This is a genomic window from Mycobacterium sp. E342, assembly GCF_001667665.1.
Taxonomy (GTDB): domain Bacteria; phylum Actinomycetota; class Actinomycetes; order Mycobacteriales; family Mycobacteriaceae; genus Mycobacterium.
Genome location: NZ_LZJM01000322.1, coordinates 31651 through 54129 on the forward strand (window position 1 = coordinate 31651; position 22479 = coordinate 54129).

The 22479-nt window shown below is 67.9% G+C and carries 18 protein-coding genes and 1 pseudogene; 9 read left to right on the forward strand and 10 right to left on the reverse strand.

Annotated features, from left to right (window positions below; translation table 11 throughout):
* Positions 1-35: 35 nt before the first annotated feature.
* Complete coding sequence (locus tag A5692_RS26420; RefSeq protein WP_068062121.1) at positions 36-902, reverse strand: HAD family phosphatase; 867 nt, start codon at positions 900-902, stop codon at positions 36-38.
* On the reverse strand, positions 899-2416 hold the full coding sequence (locus A5692_RS26425) for a mannitol dehydrogenase family protein (RefSeq protein ID WP_068062124.1): 1518 nt from the start codon (positions 2414-2416) through the stop codon (positions 899-901). Before A5692_RS26425 ends, A5692_RS26420 begins: the two co-directional genes overlap by 4 nt.
* Before the next feature lie 127 nt (positions 2417-2543).
* Here A5692_RS26425 and A5692_RS26430 point away from each other — a divergent pair, with 127 nt between their 5' ends.
* Positions 2544-4802: an ATP-dependent DNA ligase gene (locus A5692_RS26430; protein WP_068062127.1), complete on the forward strand. Its 2259-nt coding sequence runs from the start codon at positions 2544-2546 to the stop codon at positions 4800-4802.
* Entirely contained in the window at positions 4799-6736 is a 1938-nt protein-coding gene (locus A5692_RS26435; protein WP_068062130.1) for a fumarylacetoacetate hydrolase family protein, read from the forward strand. The genes A5692_RS26430 and A5692_RS26435 overlap by 4 nt, the downstream gene beginning before the upstream one ends.
* On the opposite strand, the gene A5692_RS26440 is transcribed toward A5692_RS26435, so the two are convergent.
* Entirely contained in the window at positions 6733-7650 is a 918-nt protein-coding gene (locus tag A5692_RS26440; RefSeq protein WP_068062133.1) for an SAM-dependent methyltransferase, read from the reverse strand. The two genes, A5692_RS26435 and A5692_RS26440, sit on opposite strands and share 4 nt — an antisense overlap.
* A 75-nt stretch (positions 7651-7725) precedes the next feature.
* Here A5692_RS26440 and A5692_RS26445 point away from each other — a divergent pair, with 75 nt between their 5' ends.
* Positions 7726-8532, forward strand: coding sequence for an enoyl-CoA hydratase/isomerase family protein (locus tag A5692_RS26445; RefSeq protein ID WP_068062136.1), 807 nt, complete (start codon positions 7726-7728; stop codon positions 8530-8532).
* Between the two features lie 79 nt (positions 8533-8611).
* Here A5692_RS26445 and A5692_RS26450 read toward each other — a convergent pair whose 3' ends face one another.
* The 4 genes from A5692_RS26450 to A5692_RS26465 all read right to left on the reverse strand — a co-directional run bounded on the left by A5692_RS26450 (position 8612) and on the right by A5692_RS26465 (position 12917).
* Complete coding sequence (locus tag A5692_RS26450) at positions 8612-9478, reverse strand: LLM class flavin-dependent oxidoreductase (protein ID WP_068062139.1); 867 nt, start codon at positions 9476-9478, stop codon at positions 8612-8614.
* 89 nt (positions 9479-9567) lie between these two features.
* Entirely contained in the window at positions 9568-10332 is a 765-nt protein-coding gene (locus A5692_RS26455; protein ID WP_068062142.1) for an STAS domain-containing protein, read from the reverse strand.
* Positions 10333-10779: 447 nt separating this feature from the next.
* Positions 10780-11775, reverse strand: coding sequence for a DUF4873 domain-containing protein (locus A5692_RS26460; RefSeq protein ID WP_369830329.1), 996 nt, complete (start codon positions 11773-11775; stop codon positions 10780-10782).
* A 233-nt stretch (positions 11776-12008) separates the two neighbouring features.
* On the reverse strand, positions 12009-12917 hold the full coding sequence (locus A5692_RS26465) for a diiron oxygenase (protein WP_068062145.1): 909 nt from the start codon (positions 12915-12917) through the stop codon (positions 12009-12011).
* Positions 12918-13033: 116 nt separating this feature from the next.
* Between A5692_RS26465 and cobF the strand changes: the two genes are divergently transcribed.
* The 4 genes and pseudogenes from cobF (at position 13034) to A5692_RS26480 (ending at position 15460) form a co-directional block, all read left to right on the forward strand.
* A complete protein-coding gene (gene cobF / locus A5692_RS26470; RefSeq protein WP_068062151.1) occupies positions 13034-13789 on the forward strand; it encodes a precorrin-6A synthase (deacetylating) in 756 nt (251 codons plus the stop codon).
* 5 nt (positions 13790-13794) lie between these two features.
* A pseudogene (locus A5692_RS30090) lies at positions 13795-14037 on the forward strand (DNA-formamidopyrimidine glycosylase family protein); the annotation flags it as partial.
* Between the two features lie 153 nt (positions 14038-14190).
* Complete coding sequence (locus A5692_RS30095; RefSeq protein WP_231984472.1) at positions 14191-14658, forward strand: zinc finger domain-containing protein; 468 nt, start codon at positions 14191-14193, stop codon at positions 14656-14658.
* Between the two features lie 52 nt (positions 14659-14710).
* A complete protein-coding gene (locus tag A5692_RS26480) occupies positions 14711-15460 on the forward strand; it encodes an SDR family oxidoreductase (protein ID WP_068062157.1) in 750 nt (249 codons plus the stop codon).
* A 1-nt stretch (position 15461) separates the two neighbouring features.
* Here the strand turns inward: A5692_RS26480 and A5692_RS26485 are convergent, their stop codons facing one another.
* Positions 15462-16781 (reverse strand): oxygenase MpaB family protein, encoded by a 1320-nt coding sequence (locus A5692_RS26485; RefSeq protein WP_068062160.1) that lies wholly within the window; start codon positions 16779-16781, stop codon positions 15462-15464.
* Between the two features lie 92 nt (positions 16782-16873).
* On the opposite strand from A5692_RS26485, the gene A5692_RS26490 reads away from it, so the two are divergent.
* Entirely contained in the window at positions 16874-17449 is a 576-nt protein-coding gene (locus A5692_RS26490; RefSeq protein ID WP_068062164.1) for a TetR/AcrR family transcriptional regulator, read from the forward strand.
* Between the two features lie 6 nt (positions 17450-17455).
* On the opposite strand, the gene pgi is transcribed toward A5692_RS26490, so the two are convergent.
* Both pgi and A5692_RS26500 read right to left on the reverse strand, forming a co-directional pair.
* Positions 17456-19120, reverse strand: coding sequence for a glucose-6-phosphate isomerase (gene pgi / locus A5692_RS26495; RefSeq protein ID WP_068062168.1), 1665 nt, complete (start codon positions 19118-19120; stop codon positions 17456-17458).
* 63 nt (positions 19121-19183) lie between these two features.
* Positions 19184-19516, reverse strand: a complete 333-nt coding sequence (locus tag A5692_RS26500) for a chorismate mutase (protein WP_082963111.1) — start codon at positions 19514-19516, stop codon at positions 19184-19186.
* A 551-nt stretch (positions 19517-20067) separates the two neighbouring features.
* Here A5692_RS26500 and pcrA point away from each other — a divergent pair.
* Positions 20068-22401, forward strand: a complete 2334-nt coding sequence (gene pcrA, locus A5692_RS26505) for a DNA helicase PcrA (protein WP_068062176.1) — start codon at positions 20068-20070, stop codon at positions 22399-22401.
* Positions 22402-22479: the final 78 nt, after the last annotated feature.

The following is a 22479-nucleotide window of genomic DNA, read 5'->3' on the forward strand; positions in this document are numbered from 1 at the left end:
GGCCGAAGCCCAGCGACAAACGACCGGCCGAAGCCCTACGTGAGCGCGGAACCGCCGGCCGGCACGGCCGACGACAACAGGACGTCGGCTAGAGCGCGCCACGAATCGGTTATCGCGACTGCGCCGGCGTCGATCAAATCCGCTCGGCGGCAATCTTGTTCGTCGGGGGGGACGAACATCAGGTTGCCCACGGTCGCATAGCCGGCTGCGATCGCGGAACGCACGCCGGCCACGGAATCCTCGATGGCCAGCCCTTGTTCCGCCGCGACGCCCATCACCTGACCGGAATGCAGATACACCGCCGGGTCGGGCTTGCTGGTCGGTGTCGGCAGTGAATCCTCGGCGCTGAAAGTCACCGCCTCCGCTATGAGCGCGTCGATGCCGGTGGCGGCGAAGCAGGCACGCAGGCGCCCGGTGGCGCTGGAGCTGACGGCCGCCAGCGCGTAGTGCGGCGCCAGGTCGCGCAGCGGCTCGAGCACCCGCGGGTCGGGCGTCAGGGTCACCGCCAGATGCGCGGTGACCCGTTCGCGCTCTTCGCGCACCCACTGCTCGAGTTCGTCGGCGGACAACGCGTTGCCCTCCGCCGCGTCACCGACTGAGGCGACCACCGCCTCGGGAAGGCAGCCGGCCAACGTCTGATCGAGCGGCAGGCGGCACTGGACCGCCAGGTCCAGAGCCATGGCGCGGAAGTTCTTCCCGACGGCCCGCTTACGCAACTCCTCCGAGTCGAGCGGAGCGGTCACGCCGAACCTGGCCAGGAAACGATTCATCACCTCCGTCGACGCCTCGAACGCCGGCCGCTCCGAGGCGAACAGGTTGTCGTCGGCGTCGCACAGCAGGGTCGTGATCGGCGCAGGATCGAATGTGCGCACAAAGGTCAGCCCAGAGAGTTCATTGCTCATCGTGACACCAGCTCCCGCTCGTCGTTGCGCATCCCGTCACGCAGCGTGGGCACCACACCGCGTGTGTCGATACGCCTGATCATGTCGCCGAGGCGCTCCGCAAACCCCGGAACCGCCCGTAGCTCGGCGAACATCGCGTGCCGCAGCAGCGGATCAGGTTTGTTGCCTGCCATGTTGGCCAACCTGCCCACCGGTATCGCCTGTGAGTCTTCCAGGCGGAGCTTGCGCCCCTGCAGGTCGTGCCCGCGCATGTACCGGGCCCAGCCGGCAACGGCCAACATCAGCAGCGTATGCGGCCTCCCCTGCGCGATCGCATCCTGCAGGGAGGGCAGCACAAACGACGTAATCTTGCTCGTTCCCCGCCTGGCCAGCCGCGACAATTGGTCACTCATCTGGGGATTGCCGAGCCGATCGAGCAAGCTGGCCCGGTATTCGGGTGTGTTCATCCCCGGGACGGCGGGCAGCAGTGGCTGAATCTCGTCGCGCAGGAGCTTCTCGACGTAGTCGAATATCACCCGGTCCCGCATCGCTTCGTCGGTGCGCTGGTAACCGGCCAAGATGGCCAAACACGCGAGCGCGATATGGGTGCCGTTGAGAAGACGCGTCTTGATCAGCTTGTGGTCGCTGACATCGGCGACGAATTCGGCACCGACCTCCTCGAGCGGCGGCCGCCCGTTGCTGAAGGAATCCTCGATCACCCATTGGCGATACGGCTCGGTCACGACCGGACACCTGTCGGCCACGCCGAACGTCTGCTCGACGAACTTGCGCTCCGACTTCGAGGTTTGCGGGGTGATGCGATCGACCATTGTCGACGGGAACGCGACATGCTTCTCGATCCAATGGGCAAGCCCGGGGTCCTTCAGGGCGGCGAACGACACCAGCGCGGTTCTCGCCGGCCGGGTGTCGCCGGGAACGTTGTCACAGCAGAGCACGGTGAACGGCGCCACGCCCGCGCGGCGGCGCCGGTCGAGAGCTTCGGCCAGATATCCCCACGCGGTGGCGTAGCCACCGGACGCGACGAGGTCGGCGCGGACGTCGGGGTGGTCGGCATCGAACTCGTCGGTGACCGGATCCAGGAAGTATCCGGTGTCGGTGATGGTCAGGCTGACTATGCGGGTCTGGGGATCTGCCAGCGCGGCACGCACCGCCGCGCAATCGTTCGGTGCGTAGTGCACCGAGCCGATCGAGCCGACGACGCGGGCGCTCTGGCGGTCGTGGCCGCGCTGCACCACGGTGTAAAGCCCATCCTGCGCGGACAGCAAGTCCTTGGCAGTCGGGGAGTGGAGGCTGACGCCGGTGACCCCCCACCGATCCGAAATGCCCGCGCGGGCAAGGTCATCGAAGTAGACGGCCTGATGCGCGCGGTGGAAATTGCCCGCGCCGATGTGAACGACGCCACGCTGGAGGGCCGATCTCTCGTATGTGGGTACGGCGATTCGCCGGGAGTGCAGTCGGAGGGTGGCATTGCTGAGGGGGACGCCACATTCTGGACGCCGGGACAATATGCGCATCCGTCTTCGGTGCCCGGCCTTTCGGCGCGTCTAACCCCTTCGTGGTTGACGTCACAAAAATTTACGTTTGAGACATATGCAGTGGTGGGAACGAGTAAGCGCTGCTCACACGCGTAAGTTGACTCTCATGGCACCGCGGGTGAAGCTGACCAACGCCGACAAGGTGCTCTACCCCGCCACCGGGACCACGAAGCGGGACGTCTTCGACTACTACACCCGCATCGCCGAGGTGATGATCCCGCACATCGCGGGGCGCCCGGCCACCCGCAAGCGCTGGCCCAACGGCGTCGAGCAGGACGCCTTCTTCGAAAAGCAGCTGGCCGCGTCGGCGCCGGACTGGCTGCCGCGCGGCAGCGTCACGCACCGCTCCGGGACCACGACCTATCCGATCATCGATAGCCCCGAGGGTCTGGCCTGGATCGCGCAGCAGGCCGCGCTGGAAGTGCACGTGCCGCAGTGGCGGTTCGTCGCCCAGTGGACCCGGAGCAAGGCCGAAGAACTCAAGCCCGGCCCGGCGACCCGATTGGTCTTCGACCTCGACCCCGGCGAAGGCGTCAGGATGGCCCAGCTGGCCGAGGTGGCCCGTGCCGTGCGCGACCTGATCGACGGGATCGGGCTGACCCTGTTCCCGCTCACCAGCGGCAGCAAGGGCCTGCACCTCTACGCCCCGCTGGCGGAACCGGTGAGCAGCAAGGGCGCGACCGTGTTGGCGAAACGGGTTGCCCAGCAACTGGAGAAGTCGATGCCCGAGCTCGTCACATCCACGATGACCCGCAGCTTGCGGGCGGGCAAGATCTTCCTCGACTGGAGCCAGAACAACGGATCGAAAACGACCATCGCACCGTACTCGTTGCGCGGACGCGAACACCCGACGGTCGCGGCGCCGCGCACCTGGGCGGAGATCGACGACCCGGCATCGCTGCGCCAACTGCGCTACGACGAGGTGCTGGCCCGTGTCGCTCGCGACGGCGACCTGCTGGCGGCCCTGGACAACGACGTCGCCGTCCCGGACCGGCTGACCAGGTACCGCAGCATGCGGGACGCGTCGAAGACCCCCGAACCCGTCCCGCGGACGAAACCCGCTACCGGTCACGGCAATACGTTCGTCATTCAGGAACACCACACCCGCCGGCTGCACTACGACTTCCGGTTGGAGCGCGACGGCGTGCTGGTGTCGTGGGCGGTGCCGAAGAACCTGCCCGAAACCACCTCGGTGAACCATCTGGCGGTCCACACCGAGGATCACCCGCTGGAGTACGCCGCCTTCGAGGGCAACATCCCCAAGGGGGAATACGGGGCCGGGAAGGTGGTCATCTGGGACTCCGGCACCTATGAGGCGGAGAAGTTCCGTGAGGACGAGGTCATCGTCAACCTGCGCGGCAGGAGGGTCTCCGGGCGCTATGCGCTGATCCAAACCAAGGGTGACCAGTGGTTGGCGCACCGGATGAAGGACCAGAAGGTCTTCGACTTCGACGGGATAGCGCCCATGCTCGCCACCCACGGCTCGGTGGCGAGGTGCAAGGCGAGCCAGTGGGCCTTCGAAGGCAAGTGGGACGGCTACCGGCTGCTGGTCGAGATCGACCACGGAGACCTGCGGGTGCGGTCCCGGCGGGGCCGGGAGGTCACCGGCGAATACCCCCAATTACGCGCTCTGGCAGCCGATCTCGCCGAACACCACGTGGTGCTCGACGGGGAGGCCGTCGTCCTGGACGCCGCCGGGGTGCCGAGCTTTCATGCGATGCAGAACCGCGGCCGCGGCAGCCGCGTGGAGTTCTGGGCGTTCGATGTGCTGTATCTCGACGGACGTTCGCTGCTGCGGGCCCGCTACCAAGACCGCCGGAAACTGTTGGAGACGCTGGCCGGTGGCAGTGACCTCATCGTCCCCGAGCTGTTGCCGGGGGATGGGAAACAGGCGCTGGAGCACTCCCGCGAGCACGGCTGGGAGGGCGTGGTCGCCAAGAAACGCGACTCCACCTATCAGCCGGGCCGACGCTCGGCGTCCTGGATCAAGGACAAGCATTGGAACACACAGGAAGTCGTCATCGGCGGCTGGAAGGCCGGGGAGGGCGGCCGCAGCAGCGGCATCGGCTCGCTGCTGATGGGCATCCCCACCGAACGGGGGCTGCACTTCGCCGGGCGGGTCGGCACCGGGTTCACCGAACGCGACCTGGCGAGCCTGAAGAAGACGCTGGCGCCACTGCACACCGACGAATCTCCCTTCACCCCGCCGCTTCCCCGTAGCGAGGCCAGGGGTGTGACCTATGTCGAGCCGGTGCTGGTCGGCGAAGTGCGCTACAGCGAATGGACCCCGGATGACCGGTTGCGCCAATCGAGTTGGCGTGGGCTGCGGCCGGACAAGGACCCGAGTGAGGTGGTGCGGGAATGAAATGGGTGACCTACCTTGGCGCCGACGGTGAACGCACCGGGGTGCTCTCCGGTGACGCCATCCACGCGATGCCCGCGGGCGTGACGCTGCTCGACCTGGTCGGCCGCGGCGCCGAGGGATTGCGTGCGGCCGGCGAGGAGGCGCTGCGCGCCCCGGCGGCGACAGTGCCCGTGGGCGAAGCGCGGCTGTTGGCGCCGATCCCGCGCCCACCGTCCATCCGCGACTCGTTGTGCTTTCTCGATCACATGCGCAACTGCCAGGCCGCGCTGGGCGCCGGGCCGACGCTCGCCGACACCTGGTACCGGATACCGGCGTTCTATTTCGCCTGCCCCGCAACGGTTCTGGGGCCCTACGACGATGCCCCCACCGCCCCCGGAAGCGCTTGGCAGGACTTCGAATTGGAGATCGCCGCGATCATCGGCGCCGGCGGGCGGGACTTGACCGTCGACGAAGCCGAGCGGGCGATCATCGGCTATACCATCTTCAACGACTGGTCGGCACGCGACCTGCAGCAACTGGAGAGCCAACTGGGCATCGGGCAGGGCAAGGGCAAAGACAGCGGCGTCACCCTGGGCCCCTACCTGGTGACACCCGACGAACTCGAGCCGTACCGGCGGGAGGGCAGGCTGGACCTGCGGGTGACCGCCCTGGTCAACGATGCCGTGATCGGGACGGGTTCGACCGCCCAGATGGATTGGACCTTCGGCGAAGTCATCTCCTACGCCTCGCGGGGCGTGACGCTCGTCCCGGGCGACGTCATAGGCTCCGGAACGGTGCCAACCTGCACGCTGGTCGAACACCTGAACCCGGTGGCGCTGGACTCGTTCCCCGGCTGGCTGCACGACGGCGACGTCGTCACGCTCCAGGTCGAGGGACTCGGGGAGACCCGACAGACCGTGCGCGCCAGCGCCGCACCGCATCCGTTGGCGGCCCGACGCAATCCCGACGCCGAGCCAGCGGCGCCGCGGGTGAATCGGGCGCCCGCGAAGGTGCCGTACACCCGCGGCCTGCACCGGGTCGCCGATCGGGTCTGGGCGTGGACCCTGCCCGACGGCGGTTACGGGTGGAGCAACGCTGGGCTGGTCGCCGGCGACGGTGCGTCGCTGCTCGTCGACACCCTGTTCGACCTGGCGTTGACCCGCGAAATGCTGGGCGCCATGCGGGACATCACCGCCGCGGCACCCATCACCGAGGCGCTGATCACCCACTCCAACGGCGACCACACCCACGGCAACCAGCTGCTCGATCCCTCGGTCCGGATCATCGCCGCGCGGGGCACGGCCGACGAGATCGCGCACGGGATGGCACCCGAGATGCTGGCGATGGCGCAGACCGCGAACCTGGGCCCGGTCGCTACCCCCTACGCCCGAGACCGCTTCGGGCACTTCGACTTCAGCGGCATCACGGTGCGCAACGCGGATCAGACGTTCGACCGCGAGCTGACCATCGAGGTGGGCGGGCGGCGCATCGACCTGCTGAACTTGGGCCCAGCGCACACCGCCGCCGATTCGGTGGTGCACGTGCCCGACGCGGGTGTGCTCTTCGGTGGCGACCTGCTGTTCATCGGCTGCACCCCCATCGTGTGGGCCGGGCCGATCGCCAACTGGATCGCCGCGTGCGACGCGATGATCGCGCTGGACGCGCCCACGGTGGTGCCCGGCCACGGCCCCGTCAGCGACCCCGACGGAATCCGCGCTGTGCGTGGCTATCTCGCGCAGGTCTCCGAACAAGCCGAGGCCGCCTACCGCCGCGGACTGTCGTGGTCGGAGGCGGCCGACACGATCGACCTCGGCGAGTACGCGACCTGGCTGGATGCCGAGCGCGTCGTCGTCAACGTCTATCAGCGGTACCGCGAACTGGACCCGGCGACCCCGCAGCTGGAGGTGATGGCCCTGCTGGTGATGCAGGCCGAGTGGCTGGCCAAGCGCGGCTAGAGCCGCACGGCCCGCACGAATTTGATGGTGGTCGCCGGGACCTGCTCCGCGGCGGGCCCCAACTCCGGCAGCCCGGCGGTGGAGAACAGGTCGGTGAGCCCGGATTCGGTGGTTTCCCAGCCGTTTTCGTGCAGATGCGCGGCGACGTCGGTGTGCTCGCCCGGATACGTCAAGCTGGTCAGGTCCATCTCGAGGCCGTGTCGCCGCCAGCCCTCGGTCATGAGCCTGGCCTGCTCCCGGGCTGCCGGCGACGTGCCGGTCACCGTGCCGTAGTCGGCGGCGAACCGGCTGCCCTCGGCCGACAGCGGGATGATGGAGTCCAGCAGCCGAATCTCGGCCTCCGGCGGGAGCCATCCGATGAGCACGCCCTCGGCCAGCCATGCCGTGGGATGGGCCGGATCGAAGCCCGCCTCCTGAAGCGCCGCCGGCCAATCGTCGCGCAAATCGATGCCGACCTCGCGGAGCTTGGCGGTGGGTGCCGCCCCGATCTCCGACATCGTCGCCGCCTTGAACGCGATGACCTCGGGCTGGTCGATCTCGTACACGATCGTCCCGATCGGCCAGCGCAGCCGGTAGGCGCGGGAATCCAGGCCCGAGGCCACGATCACCACCTGGAGCAGGCCCGCCTGCCCGGCCGCGGCGAAATAGTCGTCGAAGTACCGCGCGCGGGCGGCGAACGTGTCGACCATGCGGGCAAACCCGACGCTTCGCTCGAGGTCGTCGGGATCGAGTTCGCCGCTGGCCAGCCTGGTGAACACGTCCAACCCGACGGCGCGCACCAGCGGCTCGGCGAAGTCGTCGGTGATGACCGGCTGCGGACGCTTGCTGGCGGCGGCCCGGGCGGCGGCGACCATGGTGGCCGTCGCTCCCACGCTGTTGGCCAGGTCCCAGCTGTCACCTTCGGTTCGTGCCATGGCTTCTCCTTCGATGTGGGGGCCAAACCACGGTATGCCCCGTCGGTGAAATCCGCGTCGCCTACCGTTTCAGCCATGCCCGCAGTGGAATTGGAAACCGTCGAAGACGGCATCGCCCGCATCACCCTGAACCGGCCCGAGCGCCTCAACGCCATCGACGGCGCGTTGATCGACGGCGTGGACCACGCCCTGGACGTGCTCGGCGACGGCGAGTTCAGGGTGGCGATCCTGACCGGCGCCGGACGCGGATTCTGCGCGGGGGCCGACTTGAGCGGCACCGGCGAGCCGTGGACCAAGCCCAGGCCGTCCACCCCGCCGTTCAAGGTCAACTACGACTCCCAGGTCCGCCTGGCCGACCTGTTCACCCGGATCTACGAGCTGCCCATTCCGATGATCGCCGCGGTCAACGGTGTGGCCGTCGGGGGCGGGCTGGCCTTCGCGCTGGTCTGCGACGTCCGCGTCGCCTCCGACCGGGCGCGGTTCTCCTCGGCGTTCATCAAGGCGGGCTTCTCGTCGATGGACATGGGCACCAGCTACCTGCTGCCCAAGATCGTCGGCGCGGGAGTGGCGCGCGAACTCATGCTGACCGGCCGCATCATCGACGCGGCCGAGGCCTACCGCATCAACCTGGTGCACGAGGTGACGGCCCCCGACGACTTGATGCCGGCCGCGCTGAAGGTGGCCCGCTCGATCGCCGAGAACAACGCCTACGGCGTCTGGCAGACCAAGATCGGGCTCAACGCGGCACTGGATGCGCCCAGCCTGCGGCATGCCATCGAGATCGAGAACCGCACCCAGATCCTCACCGGCTTCACCAACAACCCGGTCGAGGCGGCCAAGGCGCACCGCGAGAAGCGAGCCCCGAAATGGGATCCGCTGTGAGGGTCAGCCCGATTGCGGCGGCCCGCTGCGCCCGGCCGCGCCGCGCTTGCGACCGCCGCGGCCGCGCTTGCGACCGCCGCTAGACCTTCGCGATGACGTTCTCGGCGAACATCTCGAGGTTGCGGATCTTGTTCTCCAGCGGCTCGGGGTCCTTGCCCTTGATGTAGGGGATGCGGAAGCCGACGATCGCGTCGGTGACGCCCTTGTCTTCCAGGCGCTTGATGCCATCCACGGTGTAGGCGTCGGCCGAGATGACGTGAATCTGGAAGGGCCCGGTCTTGCCGGCCTCTTCGCGATACCGCTTGAGCTTGGCGATGAGCCCGTCGAGTTCTTCCGGGTCGCCGCCGCCGTGCATCCAGCCGTCCAGCCGGGCCGCGCGGCGCAGCGCGGCGTCGGCATGCCCGCCGATCAGGATCGGGATCGGCTCGGTGGGAGCCGGCGTCATCTTGGTCTTCGGGATGTCATAGAACTCGCCGTGGAATTCGAAGTAGTCGCCGCTGGTGAGTCCCTGGATGATTTCGATGCATTCATCCATGCGCTTGCCGCGCTTGGCGAACGGGACGCCGAGCAGCTCGTAGTCCTCCGGCCAGGGGCTGGTGCCGACGCCGAAGCCCACCCGGTTGTTGGTCAGCGCCGCCAGCGAACCGATCTGCTTGGCCACCAGCGCCGGCGGCCGGATGGGCAGCTTGAGGACGAAGAAGTTGAAGTGCAGCTTGGTGGTCACTGCGCCCAACGCCGCTGTCAGCACGAAGGTTTCGATGAACTCCTTGCCGTCCAGGAACTCGCGATCCCCGTCGGGCGTGTAGGGGTACTTCGAGTCGGACTCGAAGGGGTAGGCGATGCTGTCGGCGATCGTCATCGCGTGGTACCCGGCCGCCTCGGCCGCCTGGGCCAGCGGGATGTAGTACCGGTGATCGGTCATCGCCTCCGCGTAGGTGAACCGCACGTCATCTGCCTTCCTGGAAACGGGTCGTGACACGAGATTAGAACGTGTTCTAGTTCTACCCGTGCGCGGGTTCCCAGCACAATAAGGCGTCAGAGCTGGTTTTCGGGGCCGATCACCGCCCACACCGTCTTGCCGGTCGCGGTGGGAGTGCTGCCCCACGCGCGTGAGAGCGCGTCGACGATCGCCAGGCCGGACACGTCGATGCCGTTCGCCGGGGACGGCAGCCGCAGGGCCGGGGCGTGGCTGCTGTCGGACACGGCGATGGTCGCCGTCGCGCCATGGCTCTCGATCCGCACCACGGGGACGCTCGCGGTGTGTTCCAGCACGTTCTCGACGAACACGTTGACCACCACCAACGCGACGGGGATGAGCGTGGATTGCGACCAGGCGGTGAGCCACTCGCGGACCAGGCGGCGTGACTCGCGCAGGCTGGTCAGGTCGGCGGGAAGCCGCGCGTCGGCACGACGCACGGCACGCCGGCTCTGCTGGCTGAGTGCCTTCGTCGCCGCCTTCTCGGTCGAGTACACCGGCATGAAGTAGGCGACGCCGCTGCGGGTGATCGCCTCGCGTGTTCCGCGGTGCGCGCACACCAGGACAACCGGAACATGGGAATTGCTGCGGATCTGCCAGTACGCGCCGATGAACGTCGACCACGCCAAGTCGGCGAGCACCTTCAGCGCGGAGATGTTGACGATGACGGCTGCGGGCTCGTCCAGGGTGGCCTGCAGGATGTGGTCACGCAGCCCCGCGGAGTTGGCGGTGTCGAGCACGCCGTCGACGGTCAGAATGGCGACCGATTGGTCCGTGCGCGTCGCGACGGCCAGTGAGCTGGGGGATTCAGCCACCGAGCTCACCTGCGCGACCCCTTCCCCGTCGGGGGCCTACGGCGTCGAGGCGCTGGGATCACCGGCCGGATCACAAACCGAGGAGATGTCACAATCCGGCTGCCCAGCGGGGTACTGCCGTCCGGTTCCATCGCTGCTCCTCGAATTACTGCCGGGCCAACTGCTTGAGTATCCGCCCTCAGCGGCAAAAGTCGAATGCGGGTCGAGCGGCCTGCAAGCCGCCGGAATGCGCAGCCCACGAGGGTCATGTCCCGGACGCGCGCGGCACGCGGCGCGGTAAGAGTGAGGCGCGTGCCCGTCCCCACCCGTTCGAGGCCCCCGCCTCTACCGCACCGAACCTGACGTTCGAATCCGCTGCGCAGCACGCGCATGTCCCGAAGTTACCACCTTCCGGGGCCATCCGAACGCCTGGATGCCCCCGGAAATGGTTCGATGAGCAGCGCAAAAAGGGAGCGGTCAGGTGAGCGCGTACGGCGGAGCACCCACCCCGGCGACCGAATGCGTCCCCCACGGCGTCCGCTCGACGATCCGCGCGGCGGCGCTGCGCCCGCCCACCGTCAAGGTCGCCGTCCGGGTTTGCCTGAGCGCCTCGTCCGGCAACGGCCGCGATGGCGAACCGAACAGCGTCCCCTGCCAGTGGTAGCGGCCGTCGATCGGGTCCAGATGGCCGGTGAGCCGGACTCGCACCGGGTGGGTGCCGCCGGCGATCTCCAGCGTCGCCGCGCCGTCGTAGGTGTCGTCGCGCTCAGGCGCGGCGGACGACAGGTCGAAGGCGGACGCCACCGGGGGCGCCTGGTCGGGTGTGAGCCGGGCGCGCTCGTTGAACACCCGCAGACTGCTGGCGCGCACCTCGATGCGGCCGCTGGCCGTGCGGTCCATCACCCGCAGGCACTCGGCGATATAGCGCGCCTGAGCCTCGACGTCCGAACCGGTGAGAAAGAAGTAGTTGGGGAAGCCGCGAACCGCCACCCCGTAGAACGGCTCCATACCGTCGTGCCACGCCCGCCGGATGGGCAGCCCGCCGGCACCGACGAGCGTCGCGTCGCCCGGCTCGTCGAGGACCGAGAACCCGGTGCCGTAGACGATCGCGTCGACGCGGTGGTCGACGCCATCGCGGGTGCGGATGCCCGACGCGGTCACCGCCTCGATCGCCGACCCGGCCACCGCGACCGAGCGGCGCTCGGCTGTGGGTGCGATGCGCTGGCGCAGCCAGCGCTTGGCCCGGGTCGACCACAACGGGATCTCGGTGACCACCCGGCGCGGTGCGTGGGCGAAGACGGTGACCGACGCCGCCGCCCGGACCAACCGGCGCATGTGGTGGCCGGCGGTGGCGTCGGCGCCGACGACCGCGACGCGCTTGCCGGACGGATCGAAGCCGGGGACCCACGTGGCCGCGTGAAACGACTCGCCGAGGAAGTCGTCGCGGCCCGCGATGTCCGGCAGCCACGGCACGAAGGGCGGCCGGCCGGCGGCGATGACCGCCCTCGCCCGCAGGCCCTCGCCGCCGGCAGTCGTCAGCAGCCAGGTGTCGGTGCTGTCGTCGAACCTCGACCGTAGGTCCGCGGCCGGCCCGTCGAGGACGACGAAATCGGTGACGCCGGCGGCCAGCAACGCCGACCGGGCGCCGGGGTGCGCGCCGACGACGGCGATGGGGTGGCGGGGCTCGGCGGGGTCGCGCGGCCGCGTCACAAAAACCTGCTGCGCTTCCAGCCGCGGCGGGCGATGGGTCCCATCAGGCCCACCTCGGTCAGGAATGCCGCCAGCGGTGCGAAACCGGCGACCTGCATGTCGCGGCGATGCGGGCTGCTCCGCGCGACCCGCCGGGCCCGCTTCGGGTCCAGGCCGGTGCGCGCATAGGGGATCGGGTTGCTGAACAGGTAGTTGAAGAAGTACCCGCCCAGCCCGTTGATGTTCGCCATGAACCAGCGGTTGAACCGGGGCATCTCGGCGACGCGTTTGCGGGCGCCGTCGCGGGCGAACTGGATGTGGCGCGCCTCCTCGGTGACGTGAATCCGCATAAGCCGCTGGATGATTGGCTGCAACTCCGGGTCGTCCATCATCTGCCGTTGCAGCGAGTCGAAGATCTCCTCCCCGATCAACGCGGCCACCCACAGCATCGAGCCCCGCTGGAACGCCAGTGGCAGGGCGTTGATGATCATCCGGTGGAACAGCCGCGGCCGCACCGGTTTTGCGCCGATGCGCTCGATGGCCTTGCCGAACATCACCATGTGGCGGGTCTCGTCACCCAGCTCGGTCAGCTTGTAGTGGGTCGAGGAGCTGGTGGGGTCCTCGTGCAGGATCGTGCGCAACAGCGACTGGTTGAGCATGTTCTCGAACCAGATGCCGGCCGAGAGCGTGTTGACCAGCTCCTGGCGGGATAGCTCGATCTGTTGTTCGCGGGTCATCTGGTCCCACATCGGCGTCCCGTACAGCGACACCAGCCGAGGCGGCAGATAGAACTTGTCCGGGTCCAGCGGCGCATCCCAGTCGATGTCGACGACGGGTTCGTAGGACTTTCTCACCGAGCCCTTGAGTAGGCGGTCGGAAAACTCCTCACGACTTGGCCCACTCGATTTGACCGCAGTGGTGGTCATCGCTGGCGTCCCTTCATTGGGTTGCAGACGGTACCCATGGTACTGGGTACTTTCGGCCCCGACTAGGCCCTTTAGGTTGCAATTCGGCAAGCTGATTCACGCAACGAGGAGGTTTCTTGGGCCGGCACATCCACGTCATCGGCATCGGCGCCGGTGATCCCGCTTACGTGACCGTCCAGGCGATCGACGCGCTCAACGACACCCAGGTCTTCTTCGCGATGGACAAGGGTGAGGCGAAAAGCGACCTGGTGGCGCTGCGACGGCAGATCTGCGCCCGGTTCATCCGCGAGCCCGGCTACCGATTCGTCGAGCTGCCCGACCCCAAACGGTCGGCCGACTTGGGCTCTGACGGCGCCTACCGCGAGGCCGTGTCGGACTGGCACGCGGCGCGGGCGCGGGTCTGGGCGGCGGCCATCGCCGCCGAACTCGGCCCCGACGGCGTCGGCGCGTTCTTGGCGTGGGGCGACCCGTCGCTGTACGACAGCACGCTGCGCATCCTGGACGCCGTGGCGAGTGAACTGGAGTTCACCTTCGATGTCATCCCGGGCATCACCGCGGTGCAGGCGCTGACGGCGCGGCACCGCATCCCGCTCAACGAGGTCGGCGAACCGGTACTGATCACCACCGGCAGGAAGCTGCGCGAGCAGGGGCTGTCGGGGGCGGCCGTCGTGATGCTCGACGCCGAGTGCTCCTTTCAGGCGTGTCCGCCCGATACCGAAATCTGGTGGGGGGCCTACCTGGGCACCCCGGACGAGCTGCTGGTGGCCGGCACCGTCGGCGAGGTCGGCACGCGCATTGCGGCGCTGCGGGCCGAGGCCCGGGCGCGGCACGGCTGGATCATGGACACCTATTTGCTCAGACCGGCAGACTGAAAGGCGTGCCCGAACTGCCCGAGGTCGAAGCGCTGGCCGACCATCTGCGCCGCCACGCCGTCGGCTTGACGATCGGCCGCGTGGACGTCGCCGCGCTGTCCGTACTGAAAACCTTCGACCCGCCGCCGAGCGCGTTGCACGGCCGGACCGTGACGGGGGCCCACCGCTGGGGCAAGTACCTGGGGCTGCAGGCCGGGGAGCTGTTCCTGATCACTCACCTGTCCCGGGCGGGTTGGCTGCGCTGGTCGGACAGGCTGGCCGCGGCGCCGCTGCGCCCCGGCAAGGGCCCGATCGCGCTGCGGGTGCACCTGGGCACGCCCGGCGAGGCGCCCGGCTTCGACCTCACCGAGGCGGGCACCCAGAAGCGGCTCGCCGTGTGGCTCGTCGCCGACCCGCAGGCGGTGCCCGGGATCGCCGCCCTGGGCCCCGATGCGCTGGAACTGAGCGCCGAGGATCTCGGCGGGCTGCTGGCCGGCAACACCGGCCGGATCAAGACCGTCATCACCGATCAGAAGGTGATCGCCGGCATCGGCAACGCCTACAGCGACGAGATCCTGCACGTCGCCAAGATCTCCCCGTTCGCGACGGCCGGGAAACTGACCGACGAGCAGCTCACCACCCTGCACGACGCGATGGTGTCCGTCCTGCGCGACGCGGTGAGCCGGTCCGTGGGGCAGGGGGCGGCCACGCTCAAGGGGGAGAAGCGCTCCGGGCTACGGGTGCATGCGCGCACCGGGCTGCCCTGCCCGGTGTGCGGAGACACCGTGCGGGAAGTTGCCTTCGCGGACAAGTCTTTTCAGTACTGCCCGACGTGTCAGACCGGCGGCAAGGTGCTGGCCGACCGGCGGATGTCGCGGCTGCTCAAGTAGGCCTCAATAAGGCGATGCCCCGCGACTTGACACCTGTCGATATGCTGCCCGGGTGACTCGTCAGAAGATCCTCATCACGGGTGCCAGCTCCGGTCTGGGCGCCGGCATGGCGCGTGCGTTCGCCGCCAAGGGCCGCGACCTGGCGCTGTGCGCCCGGCGCACCGATCGGCTCGACGAGCTGAAAGCCGAACTCTCGCAGAAGTATCCGGGCATCAAGATCGCCGTCGCCGCGCTGGACGTGAACGACCACGAGCAGGTGCCGAAGGTCTTCGGCGAACTCAGCGACGAGCTCGGCGGCATCGACCGGGTCATCGTCAACGCCGGCATCGGCAAGGGCGCGAAGCTGGGCTCGGGCAAGCTGTGGGCGAACAAGGCGACCCTCGAGACCAACCTGGTCGCCGCGCTGGTGCAGATCGAGACCGCGCTGGAGATGTTCAACAAGAGCGGGTCGGGCCATCTGGTGCTGATCTCGTCGGTCCTCGGCAACAAGGGGGTGCCGGGCGTCAAGGCCGCGTACGCCGCCAGCAAGGCCGGGCTGAGCTCGCTGGGTGAATCGCTGCGCGCCGAGTACGCCAAGGGCCCGATCAAGGTATCGGTCATCGAGCCGGGCTACATCGAGTCGGAGATGACGGCCAAGTCGAACAGCACGATGTTGATGGTGGACAACAAGACCGGCGTCAATGCGCTCGTCGCCGCCATGGAACGCGAGGTGGGACGGGCGGCGGTGCCGTGGTGGCCGTGGGCGCCGCTGGTGCAGGTGATGCGGGTGCTGCCGCCCCCGCTCACCAAGTGGTTCGCCTGAGTCAGTGCGGTACCGGCGTGTAATGCGCCGCGTCGCTGGTGAATTCGGGTTTGCCGTAGGTCGCCAGCCGTAGCTTGAGAAGCCCGATGACGTAGGCGTCGGTGACGTCCCGAAGCACGGGGATGCGACTGGCGTGGCTCACCGCGGTGAAACGACCGAGGATGAAGGGAGCGGTGAGGGCGACGCGAACGAGGTCCGTCGGCCCCATCGAGACGCCCATGGCTTCGGCGATCTCACGATTTCCATTGCAGAAGGTGCGAACGAAAGTCAGCTTGCTGAAACTCTTTTCGACCGCTTCGGCGCAACGATCGAACAGAGTGGTGTCGGGCCGCAAGTAGGCCGCCATCGTGCCGCGGACGAGTTCCTGGCAGATGCTGTCGAATCCGTCGCGCAGCAGTGCCGAGCGCGCGTGCATGACGTGGATGATGTCGGCCGGTTCGGCGGGCAACAGTTCTTCCGGCAGGCCGAGCAAAAAGCAGCGATACCTCGCGAACTCGACGACGGCGCGCTCTTGCGCGGTGAACTTCGTCCGGCCCTGTTGGCGCGCCTTGCGGGCCAACAGGTACTGGCCGATCATTCCGGCCGGCATCTGGTCGACCTGCGGCACCGGCATGCCGTACACGGCGGCATCCCACTTGTCGGATTTCTTGAGGGCGTTGTAGCGGACCATCGAGTGCATCAGCCGGACCATGGCGGCCGCTTCGAAACCGGGGCCGAAACGGTCCAGCGCCCCGGGCAGGGTGGTGACGGCGAAGAAGCTGGCAGTCTCGTTCACCCGCCGGGCGGCCCGCTTGCCCGAGAGTGCGCCGGTGAGGGCCATCGGCAGCGCGGCGTAGGTGTTGGTGAAGGTCGCGATGAAGGCCCCCCGCGTGATGAAGGGGGCCAACAGCGCTGCGGGGATTCGCTCCTGGCGGGCGCCCTCACGGACCAGGTCGAAGTCGATCCACTGCGGGGTGGCCTCCATGGCGGCGATGAACGAAACCAGCTCCGGGGGCGCGTCGGGCACCGCCTCGATTCCCTCTCGGCAGGCCGTCTTGAGCATGTCGATGAGCTGGGCGACGCTGCGCGAAGCCATCAGTGCCGCATAGGGATCCGCGACGACGTCGCCGAGCAGGGTGGCCGTGCTCATCAGCTCGACCACGCGGTCGTCCTGCAGGATGGGTGCTCGGTCGGCGATCCAGGCGGGCAGGGCCGAGTCGACGTCCGGCTCCGTGGCCAGACGATCCGGCCGCCGGTCGAAGTCGAAGTCTCCATACAGCTGGGGCTGCAATTCGCGCTGGCTGCGGACTCGCGCGGCGAGTTCGGGGTAGTTCGTGACCATCGCTGCCTCCCATTAACTAACAGTTCGTGAGCAATACTCACAACTTGTTAGTTATGCTGTCAAGCATGAGTGCGGGCCACCCGAAGCGGCGCATGACCGCCGAAGGCCGGCGCGAGCAGATCCTCGACGTCACGCACGCGATCGTCGACGCCGATGGATTCCACGCGGCGACGCCGAACCGCATCGCCGAGGCGGCCGGCATCAATCGGTCGTTGATTTATCAGCTGTTCGGTGACCCGGCGGGACTCTTCGTCGCCCTGATCGACCGTGAGGCGGCCCGGGCCGGCGCTCAGTTCGCCGAGGCGGTCTCGGGGTTGGATGCCGTCGCCGAGGACCGGTCGCTGGTCGTCGCATTCGACGGCGTGCTGGCCGCGGTCGATGCCCACCCGGCAACGTGGCGACTGTTCCTGTTCCCGCCGCAGGGCGCGCCACCGGAGTTGTACGCGCGGCTGGCTCAATCTCAGGCCGTGGTGCTCGAGTTCTTCGTCCGTGAACTGTTGCGCCACAATCCCCATGTGCACGACCCCGAATACACGGCGCGGATCCTGCACGCCGCCGGACGCGAACTGTTGCAGCTGCACCTCAGCGAGCCGCAGACCGCGACCGTGGAACGCTTGCGCACCTTCGTGCGGCGAGTGGGCTCCGACGTCGTGAGCCGCACGGGTTGAGGGCTGTTAGCTGGTGCGTCCGCGCTCGGTCCGATAGCGGCGCACCAGCGCGTCGGTCGAGCTGTCCGACTGCGGCGCCGGCGAGGCGTCGGACGTGATCACCGGGAGCAATGCCTTCGCCTGGGTCTTGCCCAGCTCCACGCCCCACTGGTCGAACGAGTCGATGCCCCACACGACACCCTCGGTGAAGACCTGATGCTCGTAGAGCGCGATCAGCTGGCCCAGCACCGACGGCGTGAGCCGGTCGGCCAGGATCGAGGTCGACGGCCGGTTGCCCGGCATCACCTTGTGCGGCACGACGTCGGCCGGCGTGCCTTCGGCGGCGATCTCCTCGGCTGTCTTGCCGAAAGCCAGCACCTGGGTCTGGGCGAAGAAGTTGCTCATCAGCAGGTCGTGCATGCTGCCCGTGCCTTCGACGGTGGGCAGGTCGTCGAGGGGCTGGCTGAAGCCGATGAAGTCGGCCGGCACCAGCCGGGTGCCCTGATGCAGCAATTGGTAGAAGGCATGCTGGCCGTTGGTTCCCGGCTCGCCCCAAAAGATTTCGCCGGTGTCGGTGGTGACCGGGGTGCCGTCGGCGCGCGTCGACTTGCCGTTGGATTCCATGGTCAGCTGCTGTAGGTAGGCCGCGAATCGCGCCAAGTCGTTGGAATACGGCAGCACGGCGCGCGACTGGGCGCCCATGAAGTTGGAGTACCACAGCCCGATCAGCCCGAGCAGCGCGGGCGCATTGGACTCCAGCGGGGCGGTCCTGAAATGCCGGTCCACGATGTGGAACCCGGACAGGAAGTCGGCGAAGGCCTCCTTGCCGATGGCTGCCATCACCGACAGGCCGATCGCCGAGTCGACCGAGTACCGTCCGCCGACCCAATCCCAGAAGCCGAACATGTTGTCGGTGTTGATGCCGAAGTCGTCGACCAGCCGCTTGTTGGTGGAAACGGCCACGAAGTGCTTGGCCACCGCGGCGTCACCGAGCGCGTCGGTCAGCCAGCGGCGCGCCGCGGTCGCGTTGGTCAGGGTTTCCAGCGTGGAGAACGTCTTCGACGCCACGATGAAAAGCGTTGTGGCGGGGTCCAAGTCGGACAATGTGGCGATGAGGTCGGCCGGGTCTACGTTGGAGACGAAGCGGGCCGAAATTCCCGCGTCGGCGTAATGGCGCAGCGCCTGGTAGACCATCACCGGACCCAGATCCGACCCGCCGATGCCGATGTTGACCACGGTGCTGATTCTTTTTCCGGTGGCCCCGGTCCATTCACCGCTGCGTAACCGGTCGGTGAAGTCGCCCATCCGGTCCAGCACGGCGTGCACGTCCTCGACGACGTTGCGGCCGTCGATGATCAACTCGGCGTCGCGGGGCAGTCGCAGCGCGGTGTGCAACACCGCCCGATCCTCCGACACGTTGATGTGAGCGCCGGCGAACATCTGGTTGCGGCGCTCCTCGAGGTTAGCTGCGTGCGCCAGATCGATGAGCAGCCGCAGGGTTTCTCGGGTGACGCGGTGTTTGCTGTAGTCGATGTAGAGGTCGCCGACCGAGACGGTGAGCTCGCGGCCGCGGTCGGGATCCTCGTCGAAGAACTGGCGCAGATGGGTCGTGCCGATTTGTTCGTGGTGCCTGCGCAGGGCATCCCACGCTGCGGTGGCGGTGATGTCGGGGAGGCTTGGCACGGAGGTCATAGTTCGACCCTAATCGCGTGCGCGGCGCCGGGGGCAGCTCCCCGGACGTCGCGAGGGCAGGCCTCAGTGACCGAGCCGGCCCCTGCCCAACCGCAGCAGCAGGATCGCCAGGTCCTTACCGTCGGGACCGAGCTCGCTGTAGCGTTCGATCACCTTCATCTCGCGGCTGTGGACGAGCCGCGTGCCGCCGGATGCCATCCGGGCCTTGCCGATCGCCTGGGACACCTCGGTGCGCCGCTTCACCGCGGCGAGGATCTCGGCGTCCAGGCGGTCGATCTCGTGGCGCAACTCGTCGATGCTCAACTCGTCGGCGTCGGCGGCTTGTGGGGTTTCCACCGTCTCAACCTTCATCTCTGCTAACTCCGCATTGTCGGGATGTGGGGGTTCTGGTCTCATCCGGTTTCGGGCCTCACAACGAGACGAGCCCCGATCTCCGGAAGTGGACCACGGGGCTCTGGCGAAAGCAGTTAGACCACGGGGACCGCTAACCGGTACCCGTAGAAAAATCGGCGGCAGTTCGGGGTGCAGAGCTGCCGATGGCGCTGCGCGTCGAGCACAAAACGAGTGTGCCATTAGAAAGAGGTCCGGCGCAAAAACGTCTTCGCGAGCTGGCCAACATGCGCCGCGGCGGGCGGCAAGCCTCGGTGTTCACCGCGCCGACGCCCCAGGCCGCGGTTGCCTGCCGGTGTGGAATTCCGTAACGGGGGGTGAAATTGAGTGTTATCGCCGATGGTGAATGATTTGACGAAGACGCAAACTCCGGCGCGATTATGACGATCTTTTTAGACGCGGGTGTAATTGGTCGGCATTTTCAAACCGGCCGCCTATTGGATTGCGAAAGACCCGTTTTGTAGACGGGATTTGGCCCCAGACCCGCCGCCGCGGCGCCAACCCGGTCGGGCGTCTTGGCACGTTGCGTCGGTGGCCGGCGGTAAGTTTGGACCAACATGAGTGTGTACGTAACCGACGCCAATCTGAGCTCCGAAGCAGATCAGCTGCTCGACGGCCTCAATCCGCAACAGCGCCAGGCGGTGGTGCACGAGGGCTCGCCGCTGTTGATCGTCGCGGGGGCCGGCTCGGGCAAGACCGCGGTGCTGACGCGCCGCATCGCCTACCTGATCGCCGCGCGGGGCGTCGGGGTGGGCCAGATCCTGGCCATCACCTTCACCAACAAAGCCGCGGCCGAGATGCGCGAACGCGTGGTACGGCTGGTGGGCAACCGTGCCCGCGCCATGTGGGTGTCCACCTTTCACTCGACGTGCGTGCGCATCCTGCGCAACCAGGCGTCGTTGATCGAAGGCCTCAATTCCAACTTCTCGATCTACGACGCCGACGATTCGCGTCGTCTGCTGCAGATGATCGGGCGCGACATGGGGCTCGACATCAAGCGCTACTCGCCCCGGCTGCTGGCCAACGCCATCTCCAACCTGAAGAACGAGCTGATCGACCCCGCCGAGGCGGTGGCCAAACTGACGGACGATTCCGACGACCTGGTCCGCACCGTGGCCTCGGTGTACGGCGAGTACCAGCGGCGGCTGCGCGCGGCGAACGCGTTGGACTTCGACGACCTGATCGGCGAGACGGTCGCGGTGCTGCGGGCCTTCCCGCAGATCGCCCAGCACTACCGCCGGCGGTTCCGTCATGTCCTGGTCGACGAGTATCAGGACACCAACCATGCGCAGTACGTGCTGGTGCGGGAGCTGGTCGGTCACGACGTCGCCGAATCCCCGGACGACGTGCCGCCGGCGGAATTGTGCGTGGTCGGTGACGCCGATCAGTCGATCTATGCGTTCCGCGGCGCCACCATCCGCAACATCGAGGACTTCGAGCGCGACTATCCGGACGCGACAACCATTCTGCTGGAACAGAATTACCGCTCGACGCAAAACATCCTGTCCGCGGCCAACTCGGTGATCGCCCGCAACGCCGGTCGCCGGGACAAGCGGCTGTGGACCGATGCGGGCGCCGGCGAGTTGATCGTCGGCTACGTCGCGGACAACGAGCACGACGAGGCCAGGTTCGTGGCCGAGGAGATCGATGCGCTCGCCGATCGGGGCGAGATCACCTACAACGACGTGGCCGTGTTCTACCGCACCAACAACTCCTCGCGGTCGTTCGAAGAGGTGTTCATCCGCGCCGGGATTCCCTACAAAGTCGTTGGGGGAGTGCGCTTCTACGAGCGCAAGGAGATCCGCGACATCGTCGCCTACCTGCGCGTGCTGGACAACCCGGGCGACGCGGTCAGCATGCGGCGCATCCTCAACACCCCGCGTCGGGGCATCGGGGATCGTGCCGAGGCCTGCGTCGCGGTGTACGCCGAGAACACCGGCGCCAGGTTCGCCGACGCGCTGGTGGCCGCCGCCGAAGGCAAAGTGCCGATGCTCAATTCGCGCGCGGAGAAGGCGATCGCCGGTTTCGTCGAGTTGCTCGATGAGCTCAGGGGGCGCCTCGACGAGGATCTCGGCGACCTGGTCGAATCGGTGCTCGAACGGACCGGTTACCGGCGGGAGCTGGAATCCTCCACCGATCCCCAGGATCTGGCCCGCCTGGACAACCTCAACGAACTCGTCAGTGTGGCACACGAATTCAGCACCGACCGGGCCAACGCCGCCGCGCTGGGCGAGTCGCTGCAGGCCCCGGAGGACGAAGACGTACCGGACACCGGTGTGCTCGCGGAATTCCTGGAACGCGTCTCGCTGGTGTCCGACACCGACGAAATCCCCGAGAACGACGCCGGCATGGTCACCCTGATGACGCTGCACACCGCCAAGGGGCTGGAGTTCCCGGTGGTGTTCGTCACCGGCTGGGAGGACGGGATGTTCCCGCACATGCGGGCGCTGGACGACCCGGTCGAACTGTCCGAGGAGCGGCGGCTGGCCTACGTCGGCATCACCCGCGCCCGTCAACGGCTGTACTTGAGCAGGGCCATCGTCCGGTCCTCCTGGGGGCAGCCGATGCTGAACCCGGAATCCCGTTTCCTGCGGGAGATTCCGCAGGAACTCATCGAGTGGCGGCGCACCGCGCCGGCCCCGTCGTTCAGCGCGCCGGTGAGCGGCGCCGGCCGGTTCGGTACGCCGCGCGCGGCCCCGACCCGCTCGGCCGCGGGCAAGCGCCCGCTGCTGGTGCTCGAGCCGGGCGACCGGGTGACCCACGACAAGTACGGGCTGGGACGGGTCGAAGAAGTTTCCGGGGTCGGCGAATCCGCCATGTCACTCATCGATTTCGGCAGCGCGGGGCGGGTCAAGCTGATGCACAACCACGCGCCGATCAGCAAGCTCTAGCTGTACCCGGCTCGAACGTTGTTGACGGTTTGACTGTGAGAAGGGAGGACCTCCGGGCTTAGTGGAGATGTCTGACGT